This window comes from Nocardia huaxiensis (assembly GCF_013744875.1).
GTDB lineage: Bacteria > Actinomycetota > Actinomycetes > Mycobacteriales > Mycobacteriaceae > Nocardia > Nocardia huaxiensis.
The window spans coordinates 2,809,800-2,836,340 of the sequence record NZ_CP059399.1 but is presented as its reverse complement, the minus strand read 5'-3'; the positions used below and the strand labels follow the sequence as shown (position 1 = coordinate 2,836,340).

Genomic DNA, 26,541 nt, shown 5'->3' with positions numbered 1-26,541 from the left:
GCGAGCCGCGTAATTGCGAGGAATCAGCGGGTGACGGCCGAGGAGCCGGTCCAGCCGAAACCGCTCTGCTGGTCGGCATTCGGGCCGGCGGCCATCTGAGCGCACGTCTCGTCGGAATTGCCCGCGGACTTGCACGCGACCCACGGATCGTAGGGCTGGTACAGGTCGGCGGAGGCCGGAGCGAAAGAGGCTGCGGCGCAGGCCGCGAACAATCCGGCGGTGACGACGAATTTCTTCAAGTTAGGGATCCTCCCGATCAGAGCGAAATCGCGAACAGATTGCCACGGTATCGGGGAACCGCCAAACGATCGGGAATTATGGCGATTCCGGTCGGGGTGGACCGGAATCCCCAGAAGGCTTGCGCCGGAACAGCAGCGATCTTGTAGCTACTTGTGGTTCAGTATCGCGCGGCACTCGGCCGCGGTGTGCTCCTTGATGCAGTTGGCCCAGTCGATCTGATCCTGCACCCACGGGTCCGGCGCGGCGTGTGCGGTGCCGAAAGTGGCTGCGACACAGGCCAGGAACAGTCCGATGGTGGCGATCAGCTTCTTCATGAGGGTCCCTCCCGATCTTGCTTGTGGTCGCACTCCAGTGTGCGGCCACAGCATGGGAAGTTCTGAAAGGGATCTTGTAATGCAGGTCAGGCGACGCGGGCGGGGACCAGGGTGCGGGCGCCGGCGCGGTAGCGGTCGGCGATCAGGCGGACCACCGCGGGGTGGACGCCGATGGGTTCGGCGACGCCGTCGGCGCCGGCCTGATGCAGCCGCTCGTGGAACAACCCGTGCGCCAGCAGATAGGAGGCCACGAAGACCCGGCGCGCACCCGAAGCACGCACCGCGGCAACGACTTCCGGCACCCGCGGTTCGCCGGTGGCGATGTAGGCCAGGCGGACCGGCGCGCCGATCTGCTCGGAAAGCATGCCCGCGGCCCGCTTGACGTCCTTGCGGGCGCGCGCGTCCGAGGAGCCCGCGGCGGCCATGACCACCGCGTCACCCGGGCGCCAGCCCGCATCCACCAGTCGCATGCGCATGACCGCGGCCAGCGCCGGATCCGGACCCATCGCGTGGGTGACCGCGACCGCTGCGTGCTCGCTCGCGGCCACCTCTCGCGGCACGTCCTGATACACGTGGTAGCCCGAGGCCAGGAAGGCCGGAACCACCACGGCGGGAACGGGATCCAGATCCCGCAGCACCTCGGCCGGAGCCGGGCCGAGCACGTCCACGAAGGCCGTGCGCACCCGCGGTACCGGCGCGGCCCCGAAAACCGCGCCGGTACCCGTTGCGGCGGAGGCAAGTTCACGAGTGTTGCCGCACCCGGGAGCCGGAGCACCCAGTTCGCGGGACACCGCCGCGGCCAGATCGCCGATCATCTGCACGCCCCGCGCGCTCCTGGTGCCGTGGGCGACCAGGACCAGCGCCGGGGTGCTCACCAGGCCCCCGTGGCCGGAGCGGGACGGGTGGGCCGGACCGGAGCGCCGGAACCCGAGACCGGCGGCAGTCCGCCGCCGTGCGAAGTCGCCGGTCGAGCCGGAAATGCCGGGCGCGCAGGGCTGTTGGCCGATGCGGGCGCGGGGCGCACCGCACCACTGACGGGCCGGGCTGTTCCACTGATCGGCGCGGGCGTGGGGTGCGCCGTGCCGTTCACCGGAGCGACGGGACGAGCATTTCCACTGACGGGCGCGACCGCCGGGCGGACGGTGCCGTTCACGGGTACGGCCGCCGGACGGGCCGCCGCACCGTTGATCGGCGGAGTGGCCGGGCGGGCGGCCGCCGGGCCGCGCGCCGGGAGGTCCTGGCGGGCGAACGCCGAGCGGCCCGTAACAGCCTGGCGGGCAGCGGGATTCATCGCGACCGGGCGGGGGTCGTCGGCGCATTCGGCGGGGTCGAGGGCGAGGCGGTAGCCGCGCTTGACCACGGTCTGAATGGCTTTCGGGGTGCCGAGGCCGGCGCGCAGGCGGGCGATGGCGGTTTCGACGGCGTGGGTGTCCTCGCCGCCGCCGGGGAGCGCTGCGAGGAGGTCCTCGCGGGAGACCACGCGGCCGGGCTGGCGGGCCAGCGAGCGCATGAGCGCCATGGGAGCGGGGGCGAGCTGGCGGACCTGGCCGTCCACGACCACGCAGGCGCCGCGCACCGACAGGATGTGCCCGGCGGCCTGAATCCGGCTGGCGCGCCGGGGAAGTTCCTCGGCCACGTGCCGGGCCAGCGCGCCCAGGCGGGCGCGTCCGGGCATGGAGGTGGGCACGCCCAGTTCCTCCAGCGGGGCCGCGGTGATCGGGCCGACGCAGGCGGGCAGCACCCGGCCGCGCAGCGCGTGCAGCACCGCTTCGAGCAGTCCGGTTTCCTTGGCGCGCATGAGAAGTGAGGCCACGGCCGGCGCGCTGGTGAAGGTCACGCAGTCGACGCTGGCGGTGACGATGGCCTCGATGAGCCGATCCATCGGGGTGCGGTCCTCCGGCGGCGTCCACCGGTAGACCGGCACCGGCACGACATCGGCTCCGGCACAGCGCAATACCTCACAGAAGTCCGGGACGGGTTCCCATTCGGTGGTCGCGCCGTGCAACTGCACCGCGATCCGCACGCCCTCGACCCCTTGGGCCAGCAGGTGATCCAGCACCTCGGCGCTGGATTCCGAAGCGGGAGACCATTCTTCGCGCAATTCGGCCGCGCGGATGGCGCCCTTGGCCTTCGGGCCGCGCGCCAGCATCCGGGTGGCGGCCAGGGTGTCGCGCAGCTCCTCGGCCAGGCCCCAGCCCTCGGCCGCTTCCATCCAGCCGCGGAAGCCGATTCCGGTGGTGGCCACCGTGATCTGCGGCGGTTCGGCCACCAGCTGGCGCGTCACGCGCTCCAGCTCGGTGTCGTCGGCCAGCGGAATGATCCGGATGGCCGGGGCGGACACGATGTTCGCGCCCCGGCGCTGCAGCAGCGTGGCGAGCTCGTCGGAGCGCCGTGCCGCGGTGATGCCTACGGTGAATCCGGCAAGCGGGGTACCCGCGTCGACCTCGGTCATGCCGTACCGCCGGGGAACGCCAGCGGGTCGTTGGACACCGAGACCACGCCGTCGGCGACCTTGACCGCGTACACCGGCAGGCTCTGCGAGTCGTCGTCCAGGCAGCGCCCGTCGATGAGCGAGAACGCCTGCTTGAGCAGCGGGGACGCCACCACCGGCACGCCGCCGCGATCACCCACGATGCCGCGCGACATGACCGCCGCACGCCCGAACGGGTCGATATTGCCGACGGCGTACAGGGTGCCGTCGTCGGACAGGAACAGGGCCGCCTGGCGGCCGCCCTTCAGCAGCACCGCCACGCCGCGGCCGGGAATCAGGTAATCCAACCGGCACGCCTGGGTCCAACCGCTGATGCTGGTGACTGCCGTGTTGGGGGTATCGATCACGGTCATCGGTAACTCTCCTCCGAACGCCTTACCTATTGGTACCGACGCCCTGTTTCCAAGCGGTTAAGCGGTCATTTCCCGTTCGTGGCGGATGCGGTGTCGGCGGCCACACCGACGGGAATCTCCGGGATTCCCAGCAGTACGGGCACCTTGCGCTCACCGCTGTCGTCGAAACCGATGGTCGGATCGGACTCCTCGGGGGCGTTGACGAAGGACACGAAGCGCGAGAGCTTGCCCTCGTCCTCGAGCACGGCGGCCCATTCGTCCTTGTAGCCGTCCACGTGCTTGGCCATGGCGGCTTCCAGCTCGTCGGCGATGCCCAGGCTGTCGTCGCAGACGACGGCCTTCAGGTAGTCCATGCCGCCCTCGAGTGCCTCCTGCCAAGGCGCGGTGCGCTGCAGCCGGTCCGCGGTGCGGATGTAGAACATCAGGTAGCGGTCGATGTACTTGATCAGCGTCTCGTCGTCGAGGTCGCCGGCCAGCAGCACCGCGTGCTTCGGGGTCAGACCGCCATTGCCGCCCACGTACAGGTTCCAGCCGTGCTCGGTGGCGATGACGCCGACGTCCTTGCCGCGCGCCTCGGCGCACTCGCGGGCGCAACCGGAGACGGCCAGCTTCAGCTTGTGCGGGGAACGCAAACCGCGGTAACGCTTTTCGAGCAGCACCGCCATGCCGACCGAGTCCTGCTGGCCGTAGCGGCACCAGGTCGAGCCGACGCAGGACTTCACGGTGCGCAGCGACTTGCCGTACGCGTGACCCGATTCCATGCCCGCGTCCACCAGACGCTTCCAGATCAGCGGCAGCTGCTCCACGCGCGCACCGAACAGGTCGATGCGCTGGCCGCCGGTGACCTTCACGTACAGGCCGAACTCCTTGGCGACCTCACCGATGACGATGAGCTGCTCGGCGGTCACCTCACCGCCTGGCATGCGCGGCACCACCGAGTAGGTGCCGTTCTTCTGCAGGTTGGCCAGGAAGTGGTCGTTGGTGTCCTGCAGCGCGGCCTGCTCGCCGTCCAGGATGTGCTCGCTGGAGGTCGAGGCCAGGATGGAGGCGACGGTCGGCTTGCAGATATCGCAGCCGGTGCCCTTGCCGTACTTGGCGATCAGACCCGAGAAGGTGCGGATGCCGGTCGACTGCACGATGTGGAACAGTTCGGCGCGCGACTGGGTGAAGTGCTCGCAGAGCGACTTCGACACCTCGACGCCGGACTGCTCGAGCAGCTTCTTGAGCATGGGAACGCAACCGCCGCAGGAGGTTCCGGCGTTGGTGCAGCTCTTGATGGCCGGGACGTCGCAGGCGCCGTCGGCGATGGCCCCGCAGATCGCGCCCTTGGACACATTGTTGCAGGAGCAGATCTGGGCGTCGTCGGGCAGCGCGTCGGCACCGAGTTCCGCACCCGCGGGCGAGATCAGCGCGGCCGGATCGGCCGGCAGCGGGCGGCCGACGAGCGGGCGCAGCGCCGAGTACTGGGTGGCGTCACCGACCAGGATGCCGCCGAGCAGTGTCTTGGCGTCATCGGAGACGACGAGTTTGGCGTAGGTGCCCTTGGCGGCGTCGTGCAGCACCACCGACAGCGCGCCCTCGGTGGTGCCGTGCGCGTCACCGAAGGACGCCACGTCCACGCCGAGCAGCTTCAGCTTGGTGGACAGGTCCGCGCCCGGGAACTCGCCCGCGCCGCCCAGCAGGCGGTCGGCGACGATCTCGGCGGTGGTGTAACCGGGGGCGACCAGGCCGTAGCAGACGCCCTCGACCGCGGCCACCTCGCCGATGGCGTAGATGTTCGGGTCCGAGGTCTGCATGCCCAGGTCGGTGATGACACCGCCGCGCGGGCCGACCTCGATGCCCGAGGTGCGGGCGATCTCGTCACGCGGGCGCACACCGGCGGCGAAAACCACCAGGGCGGCACGCAATTCGGCCTCGTTGGAGAGGGTGACCTTGAGGCGCTCCGACAGGTCCGCGCCCTCGACGATCTCGATCGCGGAGGTGCCGACACCCGTGTGCACGGTCAGGCCGAGCTCGGTGACCAGCGACTCCAGGATCGCGCCGCCGCCCTCGTCGACCTGCACCGGCATCAGACGCGGAGCGAACTCGACCACGTGCGGGGTCATGCCCAGCAGGCGCAGCGCGTTGGCCGCCTCCAGACCGAGCAGACCGCCGCCGACCACGACGCCGACCGCGCCCGGACCGGCCGCCTCGGCCGCGGCCCGGATGCCGTCCAGGTCCTCCAGCGTGCGGTAGACGAAGTTGCCCTCCAGGTCGTGACCCGGCACCGGCGGCACGAAGGCGTAAGAGCCGGTCGCGAGAACCAGTGCGTCGTAACCGATCACGTCACCGGTGGAGGTGGTGACCTTGCGGGCCGCCTTGTCGATCGAGTCGGCCTTCACGCCCAGGCGCACCTCGACCAGCTCGTCGCCCTCGTACTCGTTGCCCGGCAGCGCCAGCGCGGAGGTCTCCCAGATGCCCACGTAGGACGAGAGTCCCACGCGGTCGTAGGCGGGCAGCTTCTCCTCGCTGAGCACGATGACCTGCCAGGTCCCGGCCTCGTCGCGGGAGCGCAGGGCCTCCACGAAGCGGTGTCCGACCATACCGTGGCCGACAACCACCGCGATCTTGCGTTCGACTGTGTTCGTCATGACAGTCCTTTCGGTGGAAGGGGATTCGGTCAGGCTCGCGCTGACGAAGTGGAGTTGGATTCGTTGGCCTCGGCCTCGAGCACCAGGGCCTCGGCCTCGGTGACCACGTCGGAGTCCTTGGTGAGCGACTTGGCGCTCGGGCGGCGCAGGAAGACCGCCCAGCAGACCACCGCGCACACGATGTAGAAGGCCATGAAGACCGCGAACGCGGTGGTCGCGGACTTGGTGGAGGCGTAGGAGGAACGCAGCATCAGGTTGATGCCGACGCCGCCCAGTGCACCGATCGCGCCGACGAAGCCGATGAGCGAACCGGAGCAGTTCTGCGCCCACGCGGCCCGAGTGGCCGAATCACCCGGCAGGCTACGGGATTTGGCCTCGAACACGGACGGGATGATCTTGGTGACCGCACCGTTGGCGATACCGGAGATCACGAACAGCGCCACGAAGCCGGCGATCAACAGACCCAGCACCGGACCGGTCGGGCGGCCCGCGCTGTCACCGAGCGCGCTGGCGGTGGTGACCACGACGGCCGCGCCGGTCATGGCGGCGAACATGTACACCGTCACCTTGGAGCCGCCGATGCGGTCGGCCCACTTGCCGCCGTACGGCCGAGCCAGCGAACCGAGCAGCGGGCCGATGAAGGCGATCTGCGCGGCGTGCAGGGCGGCCGCGGCGGCAGTCGCGCCACCGGCCTTGAAGTTGATCTGCAGCACCTGGCCGAAGGCGAAAGAGTAGCCGATGAAGGAACCGAAAGTGCCGATGTAGAGGAACGCGATCGCCCACGACTGCGGCACCTTCAGCGCCGTGATCATGAAGGACAGGTCGGCCTTCTGGTTCTTGACATTGTCCATGTACAGCGCCGCACCGACGGCTGCCACGACGACCAGGACCAGGTAGACCGCGCAGACCACCGAGGCATTGCCGTAAGCGTTGCCCAGGGTCGCGATGACGGCCAGACCGATCAGCTGGATCACCGGCACACCGATGTTTCCGCCGCCCGCGTTCATGCCCAGGGCCCAGCCCTTGAGCCGCTGCGGGTAGAAGACGTTGATGTTGGACATCGACGACGAGAAGTTGCCGCCGCCCAGACCCGCGAAGGCCGCGATGACCAGGAACGTCGTGTACGAGGTACCCGGCTGGTTGATGAAGTACAGCGTCAGCAGCACCGGCACCAGCAGCGCCAGCGCGCTGAAGATGGTCCAGTTGCGGCCACCGAACTTGGCGGTCGCGACGGTGTACGGAATCCGCATGAAGCCGCCGACCAGCGTCGGCACCGCGCCCAGGAAGAACTTGCCCGCGGCGTCGATGTGGAAGACGTTCTCGGGCATGAACAGCACCATGACCGACCAGATGGTCCACACAGAGAACCCGACATGCTCGGCGAAGACCGACCAGATCAGATTGCGGCGCGCGATGTCTTTACCACCGGCTTCCCAAGCCTCGACATCTTCTGCATCCCAATGCTCGATGTCGCGCTTGCGCTTCAGCGTCGTCAACAAGGGTCCTCCTGAAATCGGATGACCCAAAGGTAGGAAACCGGTATTGCGGCGATGCTGCGCGAAATTTCCGGCAAATCAACGGTTGCTCACGATTCCCCCGAAAATCGTGTGAGAATCTCGCCCATGTTTCGGCCATGTGACACAAGCGTTTCCGAGTGTCACCGATCACCGAAATCGGCGAGCGCGGGTCGTGAGGTGTAAGCGCCGCCACACAGCATGGCGCGCACCTCACGGCACCGCAACTCGAGGAGTGAAATTCAGTTCCAGGTGTCTTCGAGCATGCGCGGCTTGCACGCCTGCCACCCGCCGAACAGCAGCACGAACACCGCGACCACGAGGAAGCCGAACGGGGCCAGCCATCCTCCGGTCATCGAGTGCAGCGCGCCGAACAGCAACGGGCCCAGGCAGGCCACGGAGTAACCGACGCCCTGGGTGAAACCGGACAGCGCGGCCGAACCGGCGGACGTGCGGGTGCGCAGGTTGATCAGCGTCAGCGCCATCGGAAAGGTGGACGGGCCCAGGCCGACCGCGATCACCCACAGCAGCGGGGCGCTCATGGGCGCGAACAGCAGGCCCGCGAATCCGATGAAAAAGAAAGCGGCACAACCGATCACGATGGGGAACGGATTGGCGATGCGGCCCACCACGATGGGCGCGGACAGCGCGGCCACCAGGCCGATGAGCGCGAAGATGCCCACCATCGATCCGCCGAAGGCCGCGTTCGCGCCGGCATCGCTGAAGATGGTCGGCATCCACGCGAACAGCGAGTAGGTGATCAGCGAGGTCATGCCGAACATCAATGCCATGCCCCACGCCAGCGGCGACTTCCACACCTTGCCGGTGGATTCGGCGGCGTCGGCGGGCAACTCGGTGGTGTCCACCAGCGCGGCCTGACGGCGTACCCGCAGCACACCCAGCCACGGCAGAGCGGCCGCGAAGGCCAGCAGGGCCCACAGCCCCAAGGAGATTCGCCAGCCGTGCGCCTCCGCGACCGGCACCGCGACCAGTGCGGGAATGACCGTGCCCAGCTGCACCATGACGATATAGACGGCCGACAGCAAGGCCAGTCGATCGGAGAAGTACCGCTTGACCAGCGGCGGGATCACCACATTGCCGATGCCCATGCCGGTCAGCGCCAGGGCGGAGAAGACCAGCAGCTCCCAGGTGGTGGGCACGAACGCGCGCACGGCCGACCCCACACCGGTCATGAGCATGGCGAGCAGGGCGGTCATTTCCAGGCCGAAACGGCGGGTCATGACGGGGGTCAGCAGACCGGCGATCGCGAACATGGCGGTCGGGATCATGCCGAAGACGCCGACGATCGCGGTGGAATAGCCGATGTCCTGGCCGATTTGGGTAGCAAGGGGGGTGAACGCGGTGACGGCGACGCGCAAGGTGAGGGCCGACATGAGGATGGCGGCGAGTACGAGCAGCCGCCCCTCGGTGAGCGCCCGGCGCGAGCGAGCCGGATGCGGATCGGGGGTGCGCTGATTGTCGGTATAAGAAAGGCCGCCTGCTTCTTCGGTAAGCGTGGCGGCCGTCGTGGAGTTCAGCGTCGCAGTCACCACGAAATCATAGGATGACCCGATGATGTGATGCAACGAATGTGAGGCACGGTACGCTGTCGAATGTGCAACCCGTCCGGCGCACCAGCCTCATCGCCCAGGTGACAGAACAGCTGCGTGCCGAAATCCGTTCCGGCCGTTGGCCCGTCGGCTCCCGCATCCCCACCGAACCGGAGCTCACCGAGCTCACCGGCACCGGCCGCAATACCGTCCGCGAGGCGGTCCAGGCCCTGGTGCACGCCGGCATGGTGGAGCGACGCCAGGGATCCGGCACCTATGTCATCTCCACCTCCACCCTCGGCGGAGCCCTGACCGAGTACTTCGCGGAATCGCAGCAGCGCGACATCCTCGAACTGCGCCAGGCCCTCGACACCACCGCCGCCTCCCTGGCCGCCCGGCGTCGCGACGATATCGACATCGCGAATCTGGAACGGCTGCTGGAAGAACGCCGGAGCAAGTGGGACAGCGACTTCGAGGCCGCCATCGAGATCGATGTGCAGTTGCACCGCGCCATCGTGGTCGCCAGCCACAATGCCGTGTACCTCGAGTTCTACGACTCGCTGCTGCCGGTGATCGAGGCCGGAATCCGGTCCCGCTCCGAGAAGGCCGGCGAGGCGTACCACACCGAGCACACCGAACTGGTGCGCGCGGTCATCGACGGCGACTCCGAGCGCGCGGCCCGCGTGGCCAACTGCTTCCTCGGGTCCCTCATCGCCGAATTTCCTGACGCTCGCTAACAATTCATCGGTAACCGAAAGGTCACCATGTGAATTCCCCGAAGGTGAGCCGGAATTACCCCCAACGTCACTGAAAGCGACGTCGGCGTAACCGTGCCTTCGTACGGTAGGTGCGACCGCTAGGGATCCCTCCGGATCCACATTCACCATCCGGAGATCACGATGAGGGGCGGTCGTCATCTCGAGAGGAAGCGCACATGGCAACTGCAGCCGCGCCGGAAACGACCAGCTTCAAGTACCAGAAGCGAGGCCGCTGGCTCGACGACTGGGAACCCGACAACACCGAATTCTGGGAAAACGGGGGTAAACAAACAGCCCGCAAAAACTTGATCTTCTCCGTATTCGCGGAGAATCTCGGTTTCAGCGTCTGGGTTATCTGGGGCTCCATCGTCACCGCCATGGGCGCGGCCGGATTCGACTTCCTCGCCGGCCTCGGAAAGGGCAATCCCACCGCGGTTTCCAACGCCCTGCTGCTCACCTCCACCCCGACCCTGGTCGGCGCGGCCCTGCGCATCCCCTACACCTTCGCGGTGCCGCGCTTCGGCGGGCGCGCGTTCACGGTGTTCAGCGCGGCCATGCTGCTGGTCCCGACCATCGGCATCGCCTACTTCGTGAACCAGCCGAGCACGCCCATGTGGGTGTTCGTGCTGCTGGCCGCCATCGCCGGTGTCGGCGGCGGCAACTTCTCGTCGTCCATGGCGAATATCAACTTCTTCTTCCCCGAGGGGAAAAAGGGTGCGGCCCTTGGCATCAACGCCGCCGGCGGTAACCTCGGCGTGGCACAGACCCAGCTGTTCGTGCCGCTGGTCATCACCCTGGGCACAATGATCTTCGCCAAGGATCCGGGCGGCTACCGCTTCGGCATCACCCTCGCCGTGCTCATGTGGATTCCGTTCATCCTCGTCGCCATGTTCGGCGCGCTGCGCTACATGGACTCGATCTCCGGCGCGAAATCCGACGGCAAGTCCTACAAGCTGGCCCTCACCAACCGGCACACGTGGATCATGTCGGTGCTCTACATCGGCACCTTCGGCTCCTTCATCGGCTTCTCGTTCGCCTTCCCGACGCTGCTCAAGGCCAATTTCCCGGATCTGGCCAAGATCAGCTGGATGAGCACCATCGGCAACCTCGCCTTCCTCGGCGCGCTCGTCGGCTCCATGAGCCGTCCCTTCGGCGGCTTCATCTCCGACAAGGTCGGCGGCGCGAAGATCACCCTCTATGTCTTCGGCGGCATGTCGCTGTCCACCCTGCTGATCATGGCGGCGCTGGCGGCCAAGAGCTTCCCGCTCTACCTGACCGCCTTCCTGCTGCTGTTCGTTCTCACCGGCATCGGCAATGGCTCCACCTATCGCATGATCCCGTCCATCTTCAGCGCCGAGGCCAAGCGCCGCGCCTCCGAGACCGGCCAGACCCCGGCCGAGGCCCTCATCTCGGCCAAGCGGCAGGCGGGTGCGGCCATCGGTGTGATCGGCGCGATCGGCGCCTCGGGCGGCTGGCTCGTGCAGCAGGCACTTCGGTTGTCCAACATCAACTTCGGCAGCATGAACCCGGCCTTCACCGCCTACGCGGTCGTCTTCCTCGCCATGGCCGGCGCCACCTGGTGGTTCTACCTGCGCTCCTCGTTCGCCGTCAGCCGCGTCCCCTCGTTGGCCTACGCCAACGTCTAGTCCCGCGAACAGGTAAGTCCTGGGCAGGTATTCGTCGCACCCGCCCACCAAAAGACTGTCGCGCCGAGTGATTCTCATCCACTCGGCGCGACAGTCGTTTTCGCGTTCGATCCCTGAATGCCGTTACAGCAATAGGCGAATCATGTCGGTGGTGCGCGCCAGCCCGGGAAACGCCTCCGGCGTCGACCGCGGATGCAGCGCGTGCACCGCGAGCCGGAACATGACCGCCCGCACCAGCATCTGCGGCCACTCCGGCAGATCCCGCCAGCGCTCGGCCAGCCCGTCGTCGGCTCCGCCCCACGACAGCGCGTCCACCACGATGACCGCCGCCGCCCAGGAGGCAGGCCGCCAGTACGGCGTGATGTCGGTGAGCCCCGGTGCGAACGAACCGTGAAAAAGCACCGTGCCGAACAGATCTCCGTGCACCAGCTGCGCCGGGCTCGTCACCGGCTTACGCAGCGTCGACAGCTGCGTGATGAGCTGCAAACTCCGCTCCCCGTCCGGTGAGGTGGCCGGCAGCAGGCCCCCCACCTTGAGGCTGCGCAACGGCACCGCCTCCCACGCGGCCCGATCGGCCGCCGCGAACACATCCACATCCACCCACGGCGCGATCGGCGCCTGCACCAGAAACCGCGGCCGCTCCAGCTTCGCCGTCACCTGATGTAGTCGCAACGACAGCGACACGACCTCATCGTGCCGAGGCTCCGGCACGCCTTCGAGATAGGTATCCGCCCGCCACCCACTGACGACGTATCGCCCATCGGTGGCCCGGACCGGCCGCGCCAGCCGCAGCCCGTCCACCCGCAACGTCTCCCGCACCTTGGCCGACCAGGCGGCCCGCGCATGATCCGTCACCGGACTCAACACCACATCCCCGCACAGCCACCCGCCGTCCCAGTTCCCCAGCGGATCCGGCACGACCTCGCGCAACCCGAAGGTCGAGCGCACGTGCTCGGGAGGTTCCACAGCAGTCATGGTCACGCGCGTACGGTACCGCCGCAACAACTTCCGAAATGGAAGCCACACCGAGCGCCCGCTCGGTCGGAATTGTCCTGTTGCTCCCCCGATATCCGATCAGGCGGGACTCGAGAACTCCCCACCCACCACACCGGCGGTGAACGCATCCCACTCACCGGGGCGAAAGGTCAACACAGGGCCGGCGGGATTCTTCGAATCGCGCACACCGACCATGCCCTCGGACAACCACGCCACTTCTACACAATCGGTTTGGCCGCTGCTGTGGCTGCTCTTGAACCACTGCACCCCAGACAGATCGGTGCTCATACCGCGTAACTCCTTGCCACCTGCCGCAGCAGGTCTCGTGTCTGGGTCTCGGTCAAGGCCGTTTCCCTTATAGCAGAGGCGATTTCATGGTAGCGCCGCACGTCGTCACCGTTCTCCATGTAGATGTCGGGTTTTCCGGCGCCCTCTAGGTAGACCAGCGGGGGCTCGATCGGGCGCACCTTGGCATCGACCCCGAACTCGAGGATCACGAACGGTCCATGCAACAGGCCCCTGGTGCATCCGCCAGCGAAGGGCTGCACTCGAAGCGAGACATTGGGCAGCTTGCCGACCTCTGCCAAGTGCCGCAACTGCGCAGCCATTACTCGCGGGCCGCCCACCATGCGGTGTAGCGCCGATTCATGCAGCAGCAGTTCGAGTTTGACGGGGTCAGCTCTTCGCGTGATGATCGTTTGCCGCTTCATCCGCAGTTCGACACGGCGGTCGATGTCCTCCACGCTGCTGTCCACGTAGAACCCACTGATCAGCGCACGCGCGTAGTCGGCGGTCTGCAGATAACCCAGCACGATCTCGTGATAAGCCGTCAATTGACGTGCAGAGGCGGCCAAACCGACATACATGTTGAACGTGGCATCACCATAAAGACCCCTGAACGCTGTGTACCACGATGTGACCTGGGCCTGCTTCGCCAGCTCCACGACCCGATCGGTATCCGCAGGCGCTACCTCGTACACCTCACACAGCGCTCGAATATCGCGAATACGAAGCTTCTTCACCCCGCCCGTCTCGATGCGATGCAAGGCGGTCTTACTCAGCTCCACCAAATGCGCCGCCCGATCCATGGACAGCCCGCAGCTGTCGCGGGCTTCACGCAGAAATCGCCCCAACTGCCGTCGCGGCAGCGTCGACGGCTCGTCATCACTGGTCATGTTCGCATCCCCGGAATTTTCGGAACGAAGCACTCACTACCGCGGAACAGACCATACGCCGGACGCGAACCACGCCCTGGCCGATTGAACCAACCCGAGTGAAACGTCCGATTCTGCTTGTTCCCATCCGAATCCGCTGGTCTCCTGATCACACCGCAACCTCCCGATCACGAGGAGAACGACGATGTGGAGCAGCAAACCGAATCCGTGGTCCGCACAAGCAATCATCGAACGCGAGAAGCGGCAGCCCACCCCCGCCAGGCACACGGCACCAGCCCGCCGAGCCGCCCGGAGACCGGCAACGACCCGCGAGCGTTTGTTGGACGTATTGCGAATCGCGGTATTCGGCTGGGGAACACTGTTTCTCGGAGGTCGCCATGCCCTCCGATGACCCCGACCACATCGAGATTCAGGTCATCGCGGATGTGCTCGATGCAGTCGACACCCGGCTGCTCGAGTGCGAACGGCGAGGGTGGCGTCTGACCGTGCCACGCACCCGGGTCTACGCGGCCGTCCTACACGCGGTGATCCTCAGCGCCCGCGCATCACACCGCATCCCCGCGACCCTCGACCGCGCCGACATCCTCGACGCAATCTTCGACGGCACCGAATCCCCAGGCGGCGCGGGACAACCGGTCGAAGACGTCATCACAAGCAACACCGTCCACTGCAATTAGGCGGAGAATTCAGCCCATTCAGATCAAGGACTTACGCACTTCAAGCGCATGCTGCAAAAACTTCAGAAATGAATCTGCCAACAACTCAACCTCCGGATGCCCTTCCTGGTAAGCGAACACAGCCGGTGATCCCAACTCGAAAAAGTACACCTTGTAGCCTTGATGATGGCCAAAGAAGAAGCGATCCTCCAGCTTCAAAGATTCATCAGGTCCTTCAGCAATATCGAGAGCGGCTTCCTTCGCCTCCAACAACGTCGGGAAGAATAGATCGGTACCCCTGAACAGCGCTCCAGCCTTCTTACCCAGTACCCGCAGGAATGCGAGGTACTCGTCAGGGAGAGGGAATTGCGCCGCAGCGGAAACTACCTCACCAATTTCGGACGCAGAGCATCCTTCTATTTCATCGACCGTCGCAATTCCAGAGGCCAGCAGTTCGCGACACAGGACCTTCATCGCTTCGACATGCTCAAAGCTAACCATGGGTTACGTTCACCTCCACTCCAGGAAATTTTGCCCTGAACTGCTCTATCACACTCAGGCATGCGCCGCAAGGCTCTCGCTCAGTGTACAAGTTGATGGAACCTTTCGAATCGGGTCGGAGTTGTTGTCCAAGATTTTCCAGTATTTTGTATTCAGAATCAGTCGGTCGAATTACCGACCCATCCTCAGAGACTGGGTTGAACATCGGCTCTTTCGGCGTACCCACCGTTCCATCGGGCGTTTTCCCTCCACTGACTGCATCCAACGAAATATCTTGACCATCGATCTGTCCACGAGTCACGGCTACGTTCCTGGTGCCTGCGATGGTCTGACCGCTCGCCGCGAGCCGGTCACGTACAGCTTGAGCTTCCTGCTTACCGTCGAATTCCGGCAGCTTTCCTTGCGTTTTGCCGTCACCCTTGCCAGATGATGGATCATCATCGAGGTTCTTCGCTTCGTTGGCCTTACGTTGAGAGTCTCCCAGGTCGCGTTGCTTTCGTACCGCTTTGGCCTGTGCTCTCAGCTTTCGCCAGTCCCGGACCTTGTCGGCGATTTTGGCCGCATACTCGAGTACGGTGGTCGCGATCGATGCGGCACCGATCACGGCGGAAGCGCCGAAGGTGAGAAATGAGCTGGCGACCGTCAGGGCGAATTTTTCTGCGACCTTCCAGCCGAGCTCCTCGAGGATGCTCCACAGCATCTGTTTGCGCAAAGTCCAAAGTGCGTCCTTGAACTCGGTGCACATCGCCGACAGCTCGCCGCAAGCTGCCAGGACGTCGTCGACAACGCCTTGCAGGCCACGCAACTTCTCCGCGATCGCGCGGGCGTCGTCGGCGTCGCAGCCATCCATCACCGTGGCGGCGTTGGTCAGGACCGAGGACAAGTTCGCGGTGTAGTTGTTCTGCAACCGATTCCACGCAGCGGCTGCGGCATCGAGTTGGTCGGTGTCGCCGTCCGGGATCGCGATCCCGACCTTGTTGGCCAGCCCGATGACATCGTCCGCCGCGTCACGCAGCCCGCCCTGTGGAGAGGTTCCGGCTTTGCACGGTGCGCCATAGAATCGCCGCTCGACAATTGGCATCGTCGGCATCGCGGCCGGTTGCCCGACAGGGTTGACGATGCTGTTGTAGTCGGCGAGGTAGAGGTCGTAGCCGCATTGGACAGCCACCCGGCCCAGCTTCTGCACACCCTCGCCGAGGTCTGCGACCAGGGTCAACAGCTCGCTGACCCGGGTGTCGTAGTCGGTGGCCCACGACTTGCCCTCCTCGTCCATACCGGCCATACCGTCGCAGGTGTTCAGCGTGGCTGTCTCGGTCGTGAACGCGGTCTGCAAAGCATCGGCCAGGTCGAAACACGCTTCGCCAACGGCGTAGTACGCGCCGAACGTGAGATTCATCTACCAGATCCCCGAAAGCTTTTGGAACGGAACGCTTTACAACCCGAGTCGTTTCAGGTTCGCGGCCATCGCGCCGGTGTAGTTGCCGTGGGCGGTCTGCGCGGCTTTCTCCAAAACGGCGAGCCCGTCCTGGACGTCGGTCGCGCCGTCGGCCCATTCCTGGTGCGCGACCTGATAGGCGGTCGCGGCCTCACCGGTCCAGGTCGGCATCACCGCGTTCGCCTTGGCGTCCAATGCCGCGAGCTGATCGACGACGAAACTCTTCAACGCACGCATCCGCGCCGTCACCGAGTCCAGGTGCTCGAGATCAACCGAGAACCCTTCGCCCGCAACCCCACTCATGGCAGATCCAGCGAAGACACGGCCGCCGAGTAGGCGGTATCGGCATCGCGATAATTCTCGGCGGTGATTCCGAGCCGTTCTGCCAGTGCGAAGAGCGTGTCCCACACATCCATTGCACCGCTGTGCATCTCATCCCACCCCACCAGATAGGAATCGGCTGCAGCACCCTTCCAGGTAGCCATCAACCCCTGCACTTCGGTGTCGAGATTGGCTGAAGCCGAACGCAATTCCTCAGCGATCGCATAGGCTGCACGCCCGAAACCCTGCACATCGTCCGGAATCACCCCGAACGTACCGGTGCCACCCGCTTCTGTCGCCACGCCCGCCCCCTCCACGGCGCTCCATCCGCCGCAGTCCTGCTCTACATGTTCGTGCGGCAGCTTACTGCACCTCCACAACGAAGGACGATGGGAAGACTGCCAGTTCGGGCGCACGACCGTTCCATCGCATTGGCTCGGCCTCGCGGGCTGAGGGCCTGCTGACGCAGGCTGCGATTCCGCGGTCGGCGGACCTGCTAGTGCGGTTTGCCCCGTGGGTGCGTCCCTGATTCGAGAATTTTCTCGGCGGAATCCACCACCAGCGCCAGATCCAGCCAGCGCGTCAATTGCGCGAGATCCGAGCAGCCTGTGACCCGTGTGCGAACGGCCTCGTCGATGTCGAGCCCGCGCCGCTCGAGAATCCGCAAAACGGACCCCGCCAGCGCCTCCACCTGCCCTTCGGCGCGCCCTTCAACGCGGCCCTCGGCTCGGCCGATGGCCTGATGCTCTCGGGCGAAATCGCTTTCCCAGTGGTAGTTCTCGATCGCCATGGCCACGAGGTCCTCCCACTCCTTCCGGTACCGGGCGGGTACGCATTTGCTGATGTAGTCATGGTAGTGGACACGCCAGTCCGGCTCGAGGCGTTGCATCGCCTCGAGCACCATGGCGAGCACTCTGTGTCGCTCGTTGTCACCGAGATGCCCCGGTGCCGACAGCAGCGCGAGTTCCGGCCATTGGTCGGCTTCGGCGACGGTGGTGATCGCGGGCAGCATGCCGGGCCAGTAGGTGCGGGGCCGGAACACGAAGTCGGGATGTCCGGTCTCCACCGGGGTGGAGATCTTGCCCGCGACCGATTCGGAGGGACAGAACGCCAGCAACACCACCGGACACCCCAGTCGCTGTCGCACGTGTGTGACATAGGCGGGCCAGCTGAGTGCGATGCGGTCGAGTTCGGAAGCGCAGCAGGAGTTCTGGACCTCGTGAATGACCGCGAACTCTGGTTTGTCGGCAGTCGAACCGACCAGGACCAGATCCAGGTGCAGCTCACCCGGAGACAGCAATGTCACCGTCTCCGGGCCCGGTCGCCAGCAGGGTAGGTCAGGAACCGGCACACCGAGCACCGTCCGAGCGATGAGCGGGGCGACCTCGGCGCGATGACGCAACAACTGCAGCGAGATCTCGTGACGGATGGACGGCACACGACGACGCTAAACGGCCGATCGAACAGACGTTCCAGAATCCTCGGACATGCCCGGGTTGTCGCTTCTTGGGCATGTCCGACAGGTATTCCCTTGCAGGGCAAAAAGACTCGGGTTCGGCGATCGGTCGGACCCGAGTCTTCGGCGGAGGTTCAGTAGGTGGGCAGGGAGGTGTCGATCTGGTTGGCCCAGGCCGTGATTCCACCCTGCACGTGAGTCGCGTCGGAAAAGCCGGCGTTCTTCAGGGCAGCGAGGCAGTCCGCCGAACGGATGCCGGTCTTGCAGTAGAGGACGATCGGGCGATTCTGCGGGAGGGTGGACAGGGCCTCACCGGAGAGGATGCGGTCCTTGGGGATCAGGGTCGCGCCTTCGATATTGACGATGTCCCATTCCACGGGCTCACGGACGTCGATCAGGGCTATGTCTTTGCCTGCGTCGAGGAGGTCTTTGAGTTCTCGGGCGGTGATCGTCGAACCGATGGCGGCGGCTTGGCCCTCTTCGGAGACCACGCCGCAGAAGGCGTCGTAGTCGATGAGTTCAGTGATCGGCTGGCGGTCGGGGTCGCGGCGGAGCTTGATGGTGCGGTAGGTCATGTCGAGTGCGTCGTACACCATGAGGCGGCCGAGCAGGGGGTCGCCGATGCCGGTCAGGAGCTTGATGGCCTCGGTGACCATGATCGAGCCGATCGACGCGCAGAGCACGCCCAGCACGCCGCCTTCGGCGCAGGAGGGGACCATGCCCGGCGGCGGGGCCTCGGGGTAGAGGTCGCGGTAGTTGATGCCGCGGTTGTCGGGGGCGTCCTCCCAGAAGACGGAGACCTGGCCCTCGAAACGGTAGATGGAGCCCCAGACGTAGGGCTTGCCTGCCAGCACCGCCGCGTCGTTGACGAGGTAGCGGGTGGCGAAGTTGTCGGTGCCGTCGACGATCAGGTCGTACTGGCGGAACAGGTCGACCGCATTGTCCGGCTCGAGGCGAATCTTGTGCAGCTGCACGGTGATTCCGGAGTTGATCTCCAGGATGGAGTCGCGCGCCGAGTCGGCCTTGGAGCGGCCGATGTCGGATTCGCCGTGGATGATCTGGCGCTGCAGATTGGAGGCGTCGACCTCGTCGAACTCGACGATGCCCAGGGTGCCCACACCGGCGGCGGCCAGATACAGCAGCGCCGGGGAACCGAGGCCGCCCGCGCCGATCACCAGCACGCGCGCGTTCTTCAAACGTTTCTGCCCGTCGACCCCGAGATCGGGGATGATCAGGTGACGGCTGTAGCGGGCGACCTCGTCCTTGGTCAGCTCCGCGGCCGGCTCCACCAGGGGCGGCAGGGGCTTATGCGTTGACACGTGTGCGGACTCCTCAGAATCGAATTCGCCGAAAACTCGCGGCGCATACGTGCAACACCACGACTCGGAGCGTTCTTCCCAAGCGTAGGTGGCAGCCGCCACCGGGGAATCGTCAGGGCTAGCCGCGCGGATACGGCCACGCGTTGTAGGTGCAGGTCTTCCCGTCCGAAGGCACCACGCCGTCCGGATCCAGCTTGGCGATGTCGTTGTTCTTGGTGCCGAAGGTCTGCTGCATCATGATCGGCGCCAGCCCGCCGTCGGAATCACACGGCTGATGCTGGTGATAGCCGATCGCATGACCGACCTCGTGATTCACCTGATACTGCCGATACGAGCCGATATCGCCCTCGAAGGCCAGCGCGCCGCGCACCCAGCGCACCTCCGACATCACCACGCGGTCCAAATCGGAGTTGTAGCAGGAGGAGTCGATGGGAATCTCGAATCCGCACGCGCTGCGCGTGCTCTGCCGCGAGGTCAGCGAAATCCGGAAATCCGGGTCACCGGCATCCAGGCGCCTGAATCCGAAACGCGAATCATGAGTCCAGCTCTTGGGATTGGACAGCGTCGCATCCACCATCTTGGCGACCGCGTCGTCACCGCCGTACCCGGAAGTGTCGACACCGTCCTCGATTTCGACGGTATAGGTGAAGACGTGTTCCGAGCCGGTGCCGACCTGGCCGGTGGTTCCCGGCACCACATGCCAAGTCCCCTTGCCGGATTCGGTGAAGGGACCGCCACCCGGAACCGCGCCCGTGGGCAGGTCGGCGGCGAACTTCCCGTCGCCCTTGGGGGGTGCGCCGTAGACGCCGGAGGTGTCCCCGCGCTCACTCAGCCGGCCGAAAGTCGGCACCCCCGTGACACTTCCACCGTCCCCGCGCACGGCGTCCACGACCACCAGCACGGTCACCACCAGCAGCACCGGCAGCGCGTACGCCCGCCAGCCGTAGGCGGAGACGAAACGGCCCAGCGCGCTCTGCTTCTTGGTCTCCCGTTCCGGCCGCGGCCGGGCGGGCCCGCCTTCGGGCGGTGCGGTGGGATCCCAGCGCGCCCGCAGCGGTTGATGCGGTTCCGGCAGCTGAGCCGGTTCCGGCAGCCGATCGAGAGTGCCGGGCGGAGCGGCGGGGCCGGTGGGCGGAGGGTTCTGCTCGGAGTAGAGGCCGAGCGGATCGTAGACCGGCCCCGTGGGTCTTCCGCGCCGCCTGGAACCGGCCGTCCGCGACGCCCCGGTTCCGACCGGACGGCGTGAATCACGGCCACCGGTGTATCTGCCCCCATGGTCGGTCACGATCACCAGAGTCTCACAGAGGGCGCCGTGACACTCAGGGGCGGGGGGCGAACCCGTACTCGTTCGAGGCATCCGGTAAGAAAAGCGGCACATCTCACAAATCGGCACATGTGTTCCACTTCTGTGACCCGCCTCGCATAATCAACGAAACGTTCCGCGCCTGCGGAGGTATATCGACACCGTGCGTTTCCCGAACAGATCGGGAACATCCAGCACACCAATATTCGGAACCTGGATCGGCATCGGGAGCCCGAGCGAGTATCGTTCGGTGGATACCCGGTGACATCCTTCCCGCCGGGAATCAACTGGGAGATCGGAATGACTGACCTCGTGGACCGGATGACCACGCACCGCTTGGCATCCGAGGCCATGGCGCCGACTAAGCGCGGCACCCGCCTGCCCCGCGAGGCGCGACGCGCGCAGCTACTCGCCGCCGCCGGCGAGGTCTTCGTACAGCGGGGCTATCACTCGGCGGGCATGGACGAGATCTCGCAGTGCGCGGGCGTCAGCAAACCCGTTCTCTACCAGCACTTCTCCAGCAAGCTCGAGCTGTACCTCGCGGTCCTGCAGAACTATGTCGACGCCCTGGTGTCGAGCGTGCGCCAGGCGCTGCGCTCCACCACCGACAACAAGCAGCGCGTCCGTGCCGCCGTGCAGGCATACTTCGACTTCGTCGATCACGAAACCCAGGGCTTCCGACTGGTTTTCGAATCCGATCTGACCAATGAGCCGCAGGTGCAGCGCCGCGTCGAGCAGGCCACCGAAGCCTGCGTGGACGCCGTCTTCGACCTCGTGGCCCACGACTCCGGCCTCGACCCGTACCGGGCGCGCGTGCTCGCCGTCGGCCTGGTCGGCGCCAGCCAGTTCAGCGCGCGCTACTGGCTCGAGGCCGACCGCCCGATCCCGAAGGAAGAGGCCGTCGACACCACCGTCGCCCTCTGCTGGGGCGGCCTGAAGCACGTCCCGCTGCACCCGATCGACTGACGCGCGGTCCCCGAACTACATAAAACAATTGCCCCGCCGAATGATTCGGCGGGGCAATTGTCGGTTTTGGGGTGGCTTACCGGCCCCGACGGAATTCCCCGGGGCGGAGCCCCTGAGAGTTCCCGAGCGCCGGGCTAGACCGCGGCGAAACCCACGCGGCCCGAGGACGGGGTGCCGATCTCCACGTAGGCGACCTTGCTGGCCTGGATGAGGAACTTACGGCCCTTCTCGTCGGTCAGCGCCACGACGCCGCCATCGCCCTGCAGCGCGCCGGTCACGAGAGCCTCGACCTCGGCAGGGGTCTGCGAGCTGTTGATGACGAGCTCACGCGGGCTATCCGAAATGCCGATCTTGACCTCCACGGCCAACCTCCGAACCTAGAGTCCTGTGCTGTCGTGCCAACGCTAGCGCAGCGGGCCGATCTTGCGGCGGGCAGTAGCCTGCGCTGTCAGCGAACAATCAGCCCAGCCCCAGCACCCGCATGCGCTCGGCATGGCTGGCCTGCATGTGCTCGAACAGCGTCGCGATGCCATTGAGATCACCGGTCGCGGTGAGCACCAGTTCGGTCAGATCGTCACGCTGCGCCATCACATACTGCGCCTGCGTGATGGCCTCGCCGAGCAGGCGGCGTCCCCACAGGGTGAGCCGGTCGCGCTCGGAGCGGTTCTGCGCGACGGCCGTACGCACCTCCTCGATGACGAATTCGGAGTGGCTGGTCTCGGCCAGCACATCGCGCACCACATCGGCGACCTCGGGAGCCAGGGCGCCGGCGATCTCGGTGTAGAAGTCCGCGGCGATGCCGTCGCCGACATAGAACTTCACCATCGATTCCAGCCAGGTGGAGGGGTCGGTGGAGTCGTGATACGCGTCCAGGGCGCGCACGAACGGGGCCATGGCGTCGAAGACGTCCACGCCGCCGCGATCGGCCAGCGCCAGTTCGAGGGTCTTGAAATGTTCCATCTCGTTGGCCGCCATCTTGGCGACCGCGACCTTGCCGCGCAGCGTCGGCGAGAGTTTGGCCTCCTCGGCCAGACGGTAGAAAGCGGAGATCTCACCGTAGGCGAGCACGGCGAACAGGTCGGTCACTCCGGGGTGGGCGGCGGCAATGCGACCGTCTGCCGACCCCTCTCCCAAGCCAAGCGCAGTAGACGAATTTGCTCCCATGAGACTCCACCCTAGCCCGTGCCGAGAGGGACCATTCACCCATCGGCGGGCACACCGGCGGCGTACCCTCGATGTGTTCGTAAGCGCTTGCGGCACTTCATAACGCGAAGCGCCCACCGGCATGTTCGCCCGCGCGGGCGGCATGATGCGCACCAACGAGATCGGCCGCTACAGCGACGGCAAGAAAGCGCCGACTTCGCCGAGGGCGGAGCCATCGCCGCCTCCGACCGGACGTCCGAGCTGGGCTGGCCATGGCCGATTTCATGCAGCACGTCTTCGACCACGCGAAGGAATTCGAACTGCAGAAACTGCCGCAGAAGCACGGCCCGGTCCGCTACCTCGGCATGGCCGAGAACATGCCCGACCCGGGCCTGCGGCGGGCCATGACGACCAGCGATCTGGCGCATCCGACCGAGGCCGTGTATCAGCTCATCGCCCGGCAGATCGTGGACGTCATGCTCACGAAATACACACTGGGACAGTTGAATCCGCAGTCGTGGCCGGCCCTGCGGCCGTACCCGAACGTGTGACCCCGCTCAGGCTTGGTCGCTGAGGAACTTGTCCAGGTAGGTCCAGGTGGTGTCGGCGGCCAGCAGGATGCCGAGGTGCGAACCGGGTGCGGTCTCGTACCGCACGTCCGGGGAACCGGTCAGCGTCTTCAGGCCGTGTTTCACGGCCGCGGCGGCGGTGATCGCGTCGTTCGGGCCGCCGACCAGCAGGACCGGGACATTCACGTCGGCGAGGGCGATGCGGCGATCGCCGAGGTGCACAACGCCCTTGCCGATGTCGTTGTTGAGCATGAACCGGCCCCACAGCTGGTTGTAGAACCGGCCGGGGTAACCGGGCAGGGAATTCTGGAAGCGGTCGGTCACCTGCATGCGTGCGAGCGTGTCGGTGTCGGCGATATTGGTGGCAATGAAGAAGGGCCGCTTGAGTTCCCGATCCCACGCGGTGGCGCGGTAGGCGAATCGGGTGATCTTCGCCGACACGCCGCCCATGGCGCGGATGGCGGCGGTGGCGGTGCGGCCGCCGTCGATCTTCATCAGCGTGCGCAGCTCTTTCACGCCGACCATGTGGTCGTAGCTGAGCGGCGCGCCGACCGCGGTGACCGAGCGGATCGGCAGCGTCGGATCGGCTGCCGCGGTCAGCAGCGCCAGCACGCCGCCGATGGACCAGCCCACCAGATCCACCGCGCGGCCGCCGCGATCGGCGGAGGTCCGGCGGATGGCCTCGGGCAGGATGTCGTCGATCCAGGTTTCGAAACCCATGGCGCGGTCGTCGAAGGTGATGTCGCCGTAGTCGACCAGGTAGGGCGCGCGACCGGAGTCGAGCAGGAAGCGGGCCATGCTCTGCTCGGGGCTCAGGTCGAAGCAGAAGGCCGGGGCGGCCAGCGGCGGCACCAGCAGCACGGCCGGATCGTCGGCGGATGCGCCGTCGTAGCGGCGCAATTCCTGATGCGGCGCGTCCGACAGCACGGTCGAGGGCGTCGGTTCGGGGGCCCCGATGCCATCGCCGAAGGTCAGGGCCCACGCGTTGCGGGCCGCGGTCGTCACGGTCTCTGCCAAGCTCACTCGCACAATTTCGCACATGCCGATACACGGTGTAACACCTATGTGAGCAATCCAACTGTACGGGCCCGGCGGCGCGACCTCGTCGTGATCGAGTTGCGCTGCGGCACAATCATTAACGCCGATGCGAAGGAGCGCACGCAACCCGTGCGAATCCCGGCGATCCCGTCCACCAGCGCAATAACGCTCACCGATGGCGGTGCCGGAAATCGGGGCGAAGACCGTATCACGCTACAATCACCGCGGACAGCGGAAATTTTCGCCCGAACGAGTTTGCCGGTACGACCGCGAGCCCGGGCTCCGATGCCCGCAGTCCATGGAAAATGTGCGCGCACTCCGATCCGCAGCAAATGCGCCGCGCCAGGTAGATGCCAAGAAATCCGGCAGAGAACCGGACGGCATCCCGCAGCGGCGAGAACGGATCAAGTGGTCGTCGCGGACCGACCGGGTCCGCCCCACGCCTCGTGCGCGCGAGACGCGATAACGAGGAAAGGCAAGAACCTGAGCAAGATCACTGTTGAGCAGGAACCGGGTGTGGCCGACACGCTGCTGACCGCAGAACTCGACGACACCCACACCGCTCCGACATTCGCCGAATTGGGCGTGCGCGAGGAAATCGTCCGCGCACTGAACGCCATCGGCATCGAACGCACCTTCGCCATTCAGGAACTCACCCTGCCGCTCGCGCTGGCCGGTGAGGATCTCATCGGCCAGGCCCGCACCGGCATGGGCAAGACCTTCGGGTTCGGCGTGCCGCTGCTGCACCGGGTGGCGTCCGCCGGGTCCGGCACCATCCCCCTCGACGGGACCCCGCGCGCGCTCATCATCGTGCCGACGCGCGAACTGTGCGTGCAGGTCACCGAGGACCTGGAGAACGCGAGCAAGTTCCTGAAGAACGCGCAGGGCACTCCGCTGCGCGTGCACGCCATCTACGGCGGACGGCCCTACGAGACCCAGATCGCCGCGTTGAAGGCCGGCGTCGACGTGGTCGTGGGCACCCCGGGGCGACTACTGGACCTCGCGGAACAGGGTCATCTGATCCTGGGCAAAGTGCAGGTGCTGGTGCTCGACGAGGCCGACGAAATGCTCGACCTGGGCTTCCTGCCCGATATCGAGCGCATTCTCAATATGGTTCCCGAGCAGCGGCAGACCATGCTGTTCTCGGCCACCATGCCCGGCCCGATCATCACCCTGGCCCGCACCTTCCTGAACCGGCCCACCCACATCCGGGCCGAGGAGCCGCACGACTCCGCCGTGCACGACCGCATCGCTCAGTTCGTCTACCGGGCGCACGCGCTGGACAAGAGCGAACTCGTCGCTCGCATCCTGCAGGCCGAAACCCGCGGCGCCACAATGATCTTCGCGCGCACCAAGCGCACCGCCCAGAAGGTGGCCGACGATCTCGCCGACCGCGGTTTCGCGGTGGGCGCGGTGCACGGCGACCTCGGCCAGATCGCCCGCGAGAAGGCGCTCAAGAAGTTCCGCGAAGGCAAGATCGACGTGCTGGTCGCCACCGACGTGGCCGCCCGCGGCATCGACATCGACGACGTCACCCACGTCGTCAACTACCAGTGCCCCGAGGACGAGAAGACCTACGTCCACCGCATCGGCCGCACCGGCCGCGCGGGCAAGACCGGTGTCGCGGTCACCCTGGTCGACTGGGACGAGCTGAACCGCTGGTCCAGCATCAACTCCGCGCTCGATCTGAGCATCCCCGAACCGGTCGAAACGTACTCGCGCTCCCCGCACCTCTACGCCGAACTCGGCATCCCGGAGGGCGTCACCGGCACCGTCCGCACCAAGCGGCCGGAACGCGACGCCGACGCCGTCGTGGTGGAACGCGAATCCCGCTCCCCCCGCCAGCGCAACCGCCGCCGCACGCGTGGCGGCCAGGCAGCCGACGTCGAGACCACGACCACCACGGAATCGACTTCCCCCCAGGGTGATTCGGCCGCCGACAGCGACGCCGACAAGCCCGGCCGCCGCAAGCGCCGCCGCCGTCGCGGCCGTGGCAACGGTGACAACACCACCGCGGTGACCACCGAAACCACCAGCACGACAACCGAATCCGATACGGAAACGCGCGTCGAGAGCACGGAGACCGCACCGGCGACGGAGGGAAGCAGCCGCCGCAAACGCAACCGCCGCCGGGGCCGAGGTTCCGCCGAGGCCGTGACCAACGGCA

General features: G+C 66.3%; 25 protein-coding genes and 2 pseudogenes. 6 read left to right on the top strand and 21 right to left on the bottom strand.

The window, feature by feature from the left end; genetic code table 11:
- Nucleotides 1–23: 23 nt before the first annotated feature.
- The 8 genes and pseudogenes from H0264_RS12665 to H0264_RS12630 form a co-directional block, all read right to left on the bottom strand.
- Nucleotides 24–239, bottom strand: coding sequence for a hypothetical protein (locus H0264_RS12665; protein ID WP_181584132.1), 216 nt, complete (start codon nt 237–239; stop codon nt 24–26).
- A gap of 147 nt (nt 240–386) precedes the next feature.
- Complete coding sequence (locus H0264_RS12660) at nt 387–554, bottom strand: hypothetical protein (protein WP_181584131.1); 168 nt, start codon at nt 552–554, stop codon at nt 387–389.
- An 86-nt stretch (nt 555–640) separates the two neighbouring features.
- Nucleotides 641–1,429: a sirohydrochlorin chelatase gene (locus tag H0264_RS12655; RefSeq protein ID WP_181584130.1), complete on the bottom strand. Its 789-nt coding sequence runs from the start codon at nt 1,427–1,429 to the stop codon at nt 641–643.
- A gap of 434 nt (nt 1,430–1,863) precedes the next feature.
- Nucleotides 1,864–3,006, bottom strand: a pseudogene (locus tag H0264_RS12650) (uroporphyrinogen-III synthase); the annotation flags it as partial.
- On the bottom strand, nt 3,003–3,398 hold the full coding sequence (gene nirD, locus H0264_RS12645; RefSeq protein ID WP_181584129.1) for a nitrite reductase small subunit NirD: 396 nt from the start codon (nt 3,396–3,398) through the stop codon (nt 3,003–3,005). The pseudogene H0264_RS12650 and the gene nirD, both read right to left, overlap by 4 nt.
- 65 nt (nt 3,399–3,463) lie before the next feature.
- A complete protein-coding gene (nirB, locus tag H0264_RS12640) occupies nt 3,464–6,028 on the bottom strand; it encodes a nitrite reductase large subunit NirB (RefSeq protein WP_181584128.1) in 2,565 nt (854 codons plus the stop codon).
- Between the two features lie 29 nt (nt 6,029–6,057).
- Nucleotides 6,058–7,527 carry a nitrate/nitrite transporter gene (locus H0264_RS12635; RefSeq protein WP_181584127.1) on the bottom strand — a complete coding sequence of 490 codons (1,470 nt, stop codon included), beginning with the start codon at nt 7,525–7,527 and terminating at the stop codon, nt 6,058–6,060.
- Nucleotides 7,528–7,784: 257 nt separating this feature from the next.
- Nucleotides 7,785–8,936, bottom strand: a complete 1,152-nt coding sequence (locus tag H0264_RS12630) for an MFS transporter (protein WP_181585501.1) — start codon at nt 8,934–8,936, stop codon at nt 7,785–7,787.
- Between the two features lie 221 nt (nt 8,937–9,157).
- Here H0264_RS12630 and H0264_RS12625 point away from each other — a divergent pair, with 221 nt between their 5' ends.
- Nucleotides 9,158–9,829, top strand: coding sequence for a FadR/GntR family transcriptional regulator (locus H0264_RS12625; protein WP_181584126.1), 672 nt, complete (start codon nt 9,158–9,160; stop codon nt 9,827–9,829).
- A 197-nt stretch (nt 9,830–10,026) separates the two neighbouring features.
- Complete coding sequence (locus H0264_RS12620) at nt 10,027–11,496, top strand: MFS transporter (RefSeq protein WP_181584125.1); 1,470 nt, start codon at nt 10,027–10,029, stop codon at nt 11,494–11,496.
- A 123-nt stretch (nt 11,497–11,619) separates the two neighbouring features.
- Here the strand turns inward: H0264_RS12620 and H0264_RS12615 are convergent, their stop codons facing one another.
- The 3 genes from H0264_RS12615 to H0264_RS12605 form a co-directional block, all read right to left on the bottom strand.
- Nucleotides 11,620–12,471: a TIGR02569 family protein gene (locus H0264_RS12615; protein WP_181585500.1), complete on the bottom strand. Its 852-nt coding sequence runs from the start codon at nt 12,469–12,471 to the stop codon at nt 11,620–11,622.
- 99 nt (nt 12,472–12,570) lie between these two features.
- Nucleotides 12,571–12,780, bottom strand: coding sequence for a DUF397 domain-containing protein (locus H0264_RS12610; protein WP_181584124.1), 210 nt, complete (start codon nt 12,778–12,780; stop codon nt 12,571–12,573).
- Nucleotides 12,777–13,667 (bottom strand): helix-turn-helix domain-containing protein, encoded by an 891-nt coding sequence (locus H0264_RS12605; protein WP_181584123.1) that lies wholly within the window; start codon nt 13,665–13,667, stop codon nt 12,777–12,779. The genes H0264_RS12610 and H0264_RS12605 overlap by 4 nt, the downstream gene beginning before the upstream one ends.
- A gap of 377 nt (nt 13,668–14,044) precedes the next feature.
- Between H0264_RS12605 and H0264_RS12600 the strand changes: the two genes are divergently transcribed.
- Nucleotides 14,045–14,344, top strand: coding sequence for a hypothetical protein (locus tag H0264_RS12600; protein WP_181584122.1), 300 nt, complete (start codon nt 14,045–14,047; stop codon nt 14,342–14,344).
- 18 nt (nt 14,345–14,362) lie between these two features.
- Here the strand turns inward: H0264_RS12600 and H0264_RS12595 are convergent, their stop codons facing one another.
- The 7 genes from H0264_RS12595 to H0264_RS12565 form a co-directional block, all read right to left on the bottom strand.
- Complete coding sequence (locus H0264_RS12595; RefSeq protein WP_181584121.1) at nt 14,363–14,824, bottom strand: SMI1/KNR4 family protein; 462 nt, start codon at nt 14,822–14,824, stop codon at nt 14,363–14,365.
- Entirely contained in the window at nt 14,817–16,220 is a 1,404-nt protein-coding gene (locus H0264_RS12590) for a deaminase domain-containing protein (RefSeq protein WP_181584120.1), read from the bottom strand. The genes H0264_RS12595 and H0264_RS12590 overlap by 8 nt, the downstream gene beginning before the upstream one ends.
- 36 nt (nt 16,221–16,256) lie before the next feature.
- On the bottom strand, nt 16,257–16,562 hold the full coding sequence (locus H0264_RS12585; RefSeq protein ID WP_181584119.1) for a WXG100 family type VII secretion target: 306 nt from the start codon (nt 16,560–16,562) through the stop codon (nt 16,257–16,259).
- Nucleotides 16,559–16,882, bottom strand: a complete 324-nt coding sequence (locus H0264_RS12580; protein ID WP_244976168.1) for a WXG100 family type VII secretion target — start codon at nt 16,880–16,882, stop codon at nt 16,559–16,561. The genes H0264_RS12585 and H0264_RS12580 overlap by 4 nt, the downstream gene beginning before the upstream one ends.
- Before the next feature lie 194 nt (nt 16,883–17,076).
- A complete protein-coding gene (locus tag H0264_RS12575; RefSeq protein WP_181584118.1) occupies nt 17,077–18,018 on the bottom strand; it encodes an RpnC/YadD family protein in 942 nt (313 codons plus the stop codon).
- Between the two features lie 152 nt (nt 18,019–18,170).
- Nucleotides 18,171–19,355 (bottom strand): adenylyltransferase/sulfurtransferase MoeZ, encoded by a 1,185-nt coding sequence (gene moeZ / locus H0264_RS12570; RefSeq protein WP_181584117.1) that lies wholly within the window; start codon nt 19,353–19,355, stop codon nt 18,171–18,173.
- Nucleotides 19,356–19,473: 118 nt separating this feature from the next.
- Nucleotides 19,474–20,448: a DUF3152 domain-containing protein gene (locus H0264_RS12565; protein ID WP_231087130.1), complete on the bottom strand. Its 975-nt coding sequence runs from the start codon at nt 20,446–20,448 to the stop codon at nt 19,474–19,476.
- 510 nt (nt 20,449–20,958) lie between these two features.
- Between H0264_RS12565 and H0264_RS12560 the strand changes: the two genes are divergently transcribed.
- Nucleotides 20,959–21,624 (top strand): HTH-type transcriptional activator FasR, encoded by a 666-nt coding sequence (locus H0264_RS12560; protein ID WP_181584115.1) that lies wholly within the window; start codon nt 20,959–20,961, stop codon nt 21,622–21,624.
- A gap of 134 nt (nt 21,625–21,758) precedes the next feature.
- Here the strand turns inward: H0264_RS12560 and H0264_RS12555 are convergent, their stop codons facing one another.
- Entirely contained in the window at nt 21,759–21,986 is a 228-nt protein-coding gene (locus tag H0264_RS12555) for a DUF3107 domain-containing protein (RefSeq protein ID WP_181584114.1), read from the bottom strand.
- Nucleotides 21,987–22,083: 97 nt separating this feature from the next.
- Nucleotides 22,084–22,788 (bottom strand): ferritin-like fold-containing protein, encoded by a 705-nt coding sequence (locus H0264_RS12550; protein WP_181584113.1) that lies wholly within the window; start codon nt 22,786–22,788, stop codon nt 22,084–22,086.
- Nucleotides 22,789–23,039: 251 nt separating this feature from the next.
- Between H0264_RS12550 and H0264_RS12545 the strand changes: the two genes are divergently transcribed.
- Nucleotides 23,040–23,318, top strand: coding sequence for a hypothetical protein (locus H0264_RS12545; protein ID WP_181584112.1), 279 nt, complete (start codon nt 23,040–23,042; stop codon nt 23,316–23,318).
- A 6-nt stretch (nt 23,319–23,324) separates the two neighbouring features.
- On the opposite strand, the gene H0264_RS12540 is transcribed toward H0264_RS12545, so the two are convergent.
- Nucleotides 23,325–24,359, bottom strand: a complete 1,035-nt coding sequence (locus H0264_RS12540; RefSeq protein ID WP_181584111.1) for an alpha/beta fold hydrolase — start codon at nt 24,357–24,359, stop codon at nt 23,325–23,327.
- 477 nt (nt 24,360–24,836) lie between these two features.
- On the opposite strand from H0264_RS12540, the pseudogene H0264_RS12535 reads away from it, so the two are divergent.
- Nucleotides 24,837–26,250: pseudogene (locus H0264_RS12535) on the top strand (DEAD/DEAH box helicase); the annotation flags it as partial.
- Nucleotides 26,251–26,541 lie beyond the last annotated feature (291 nt).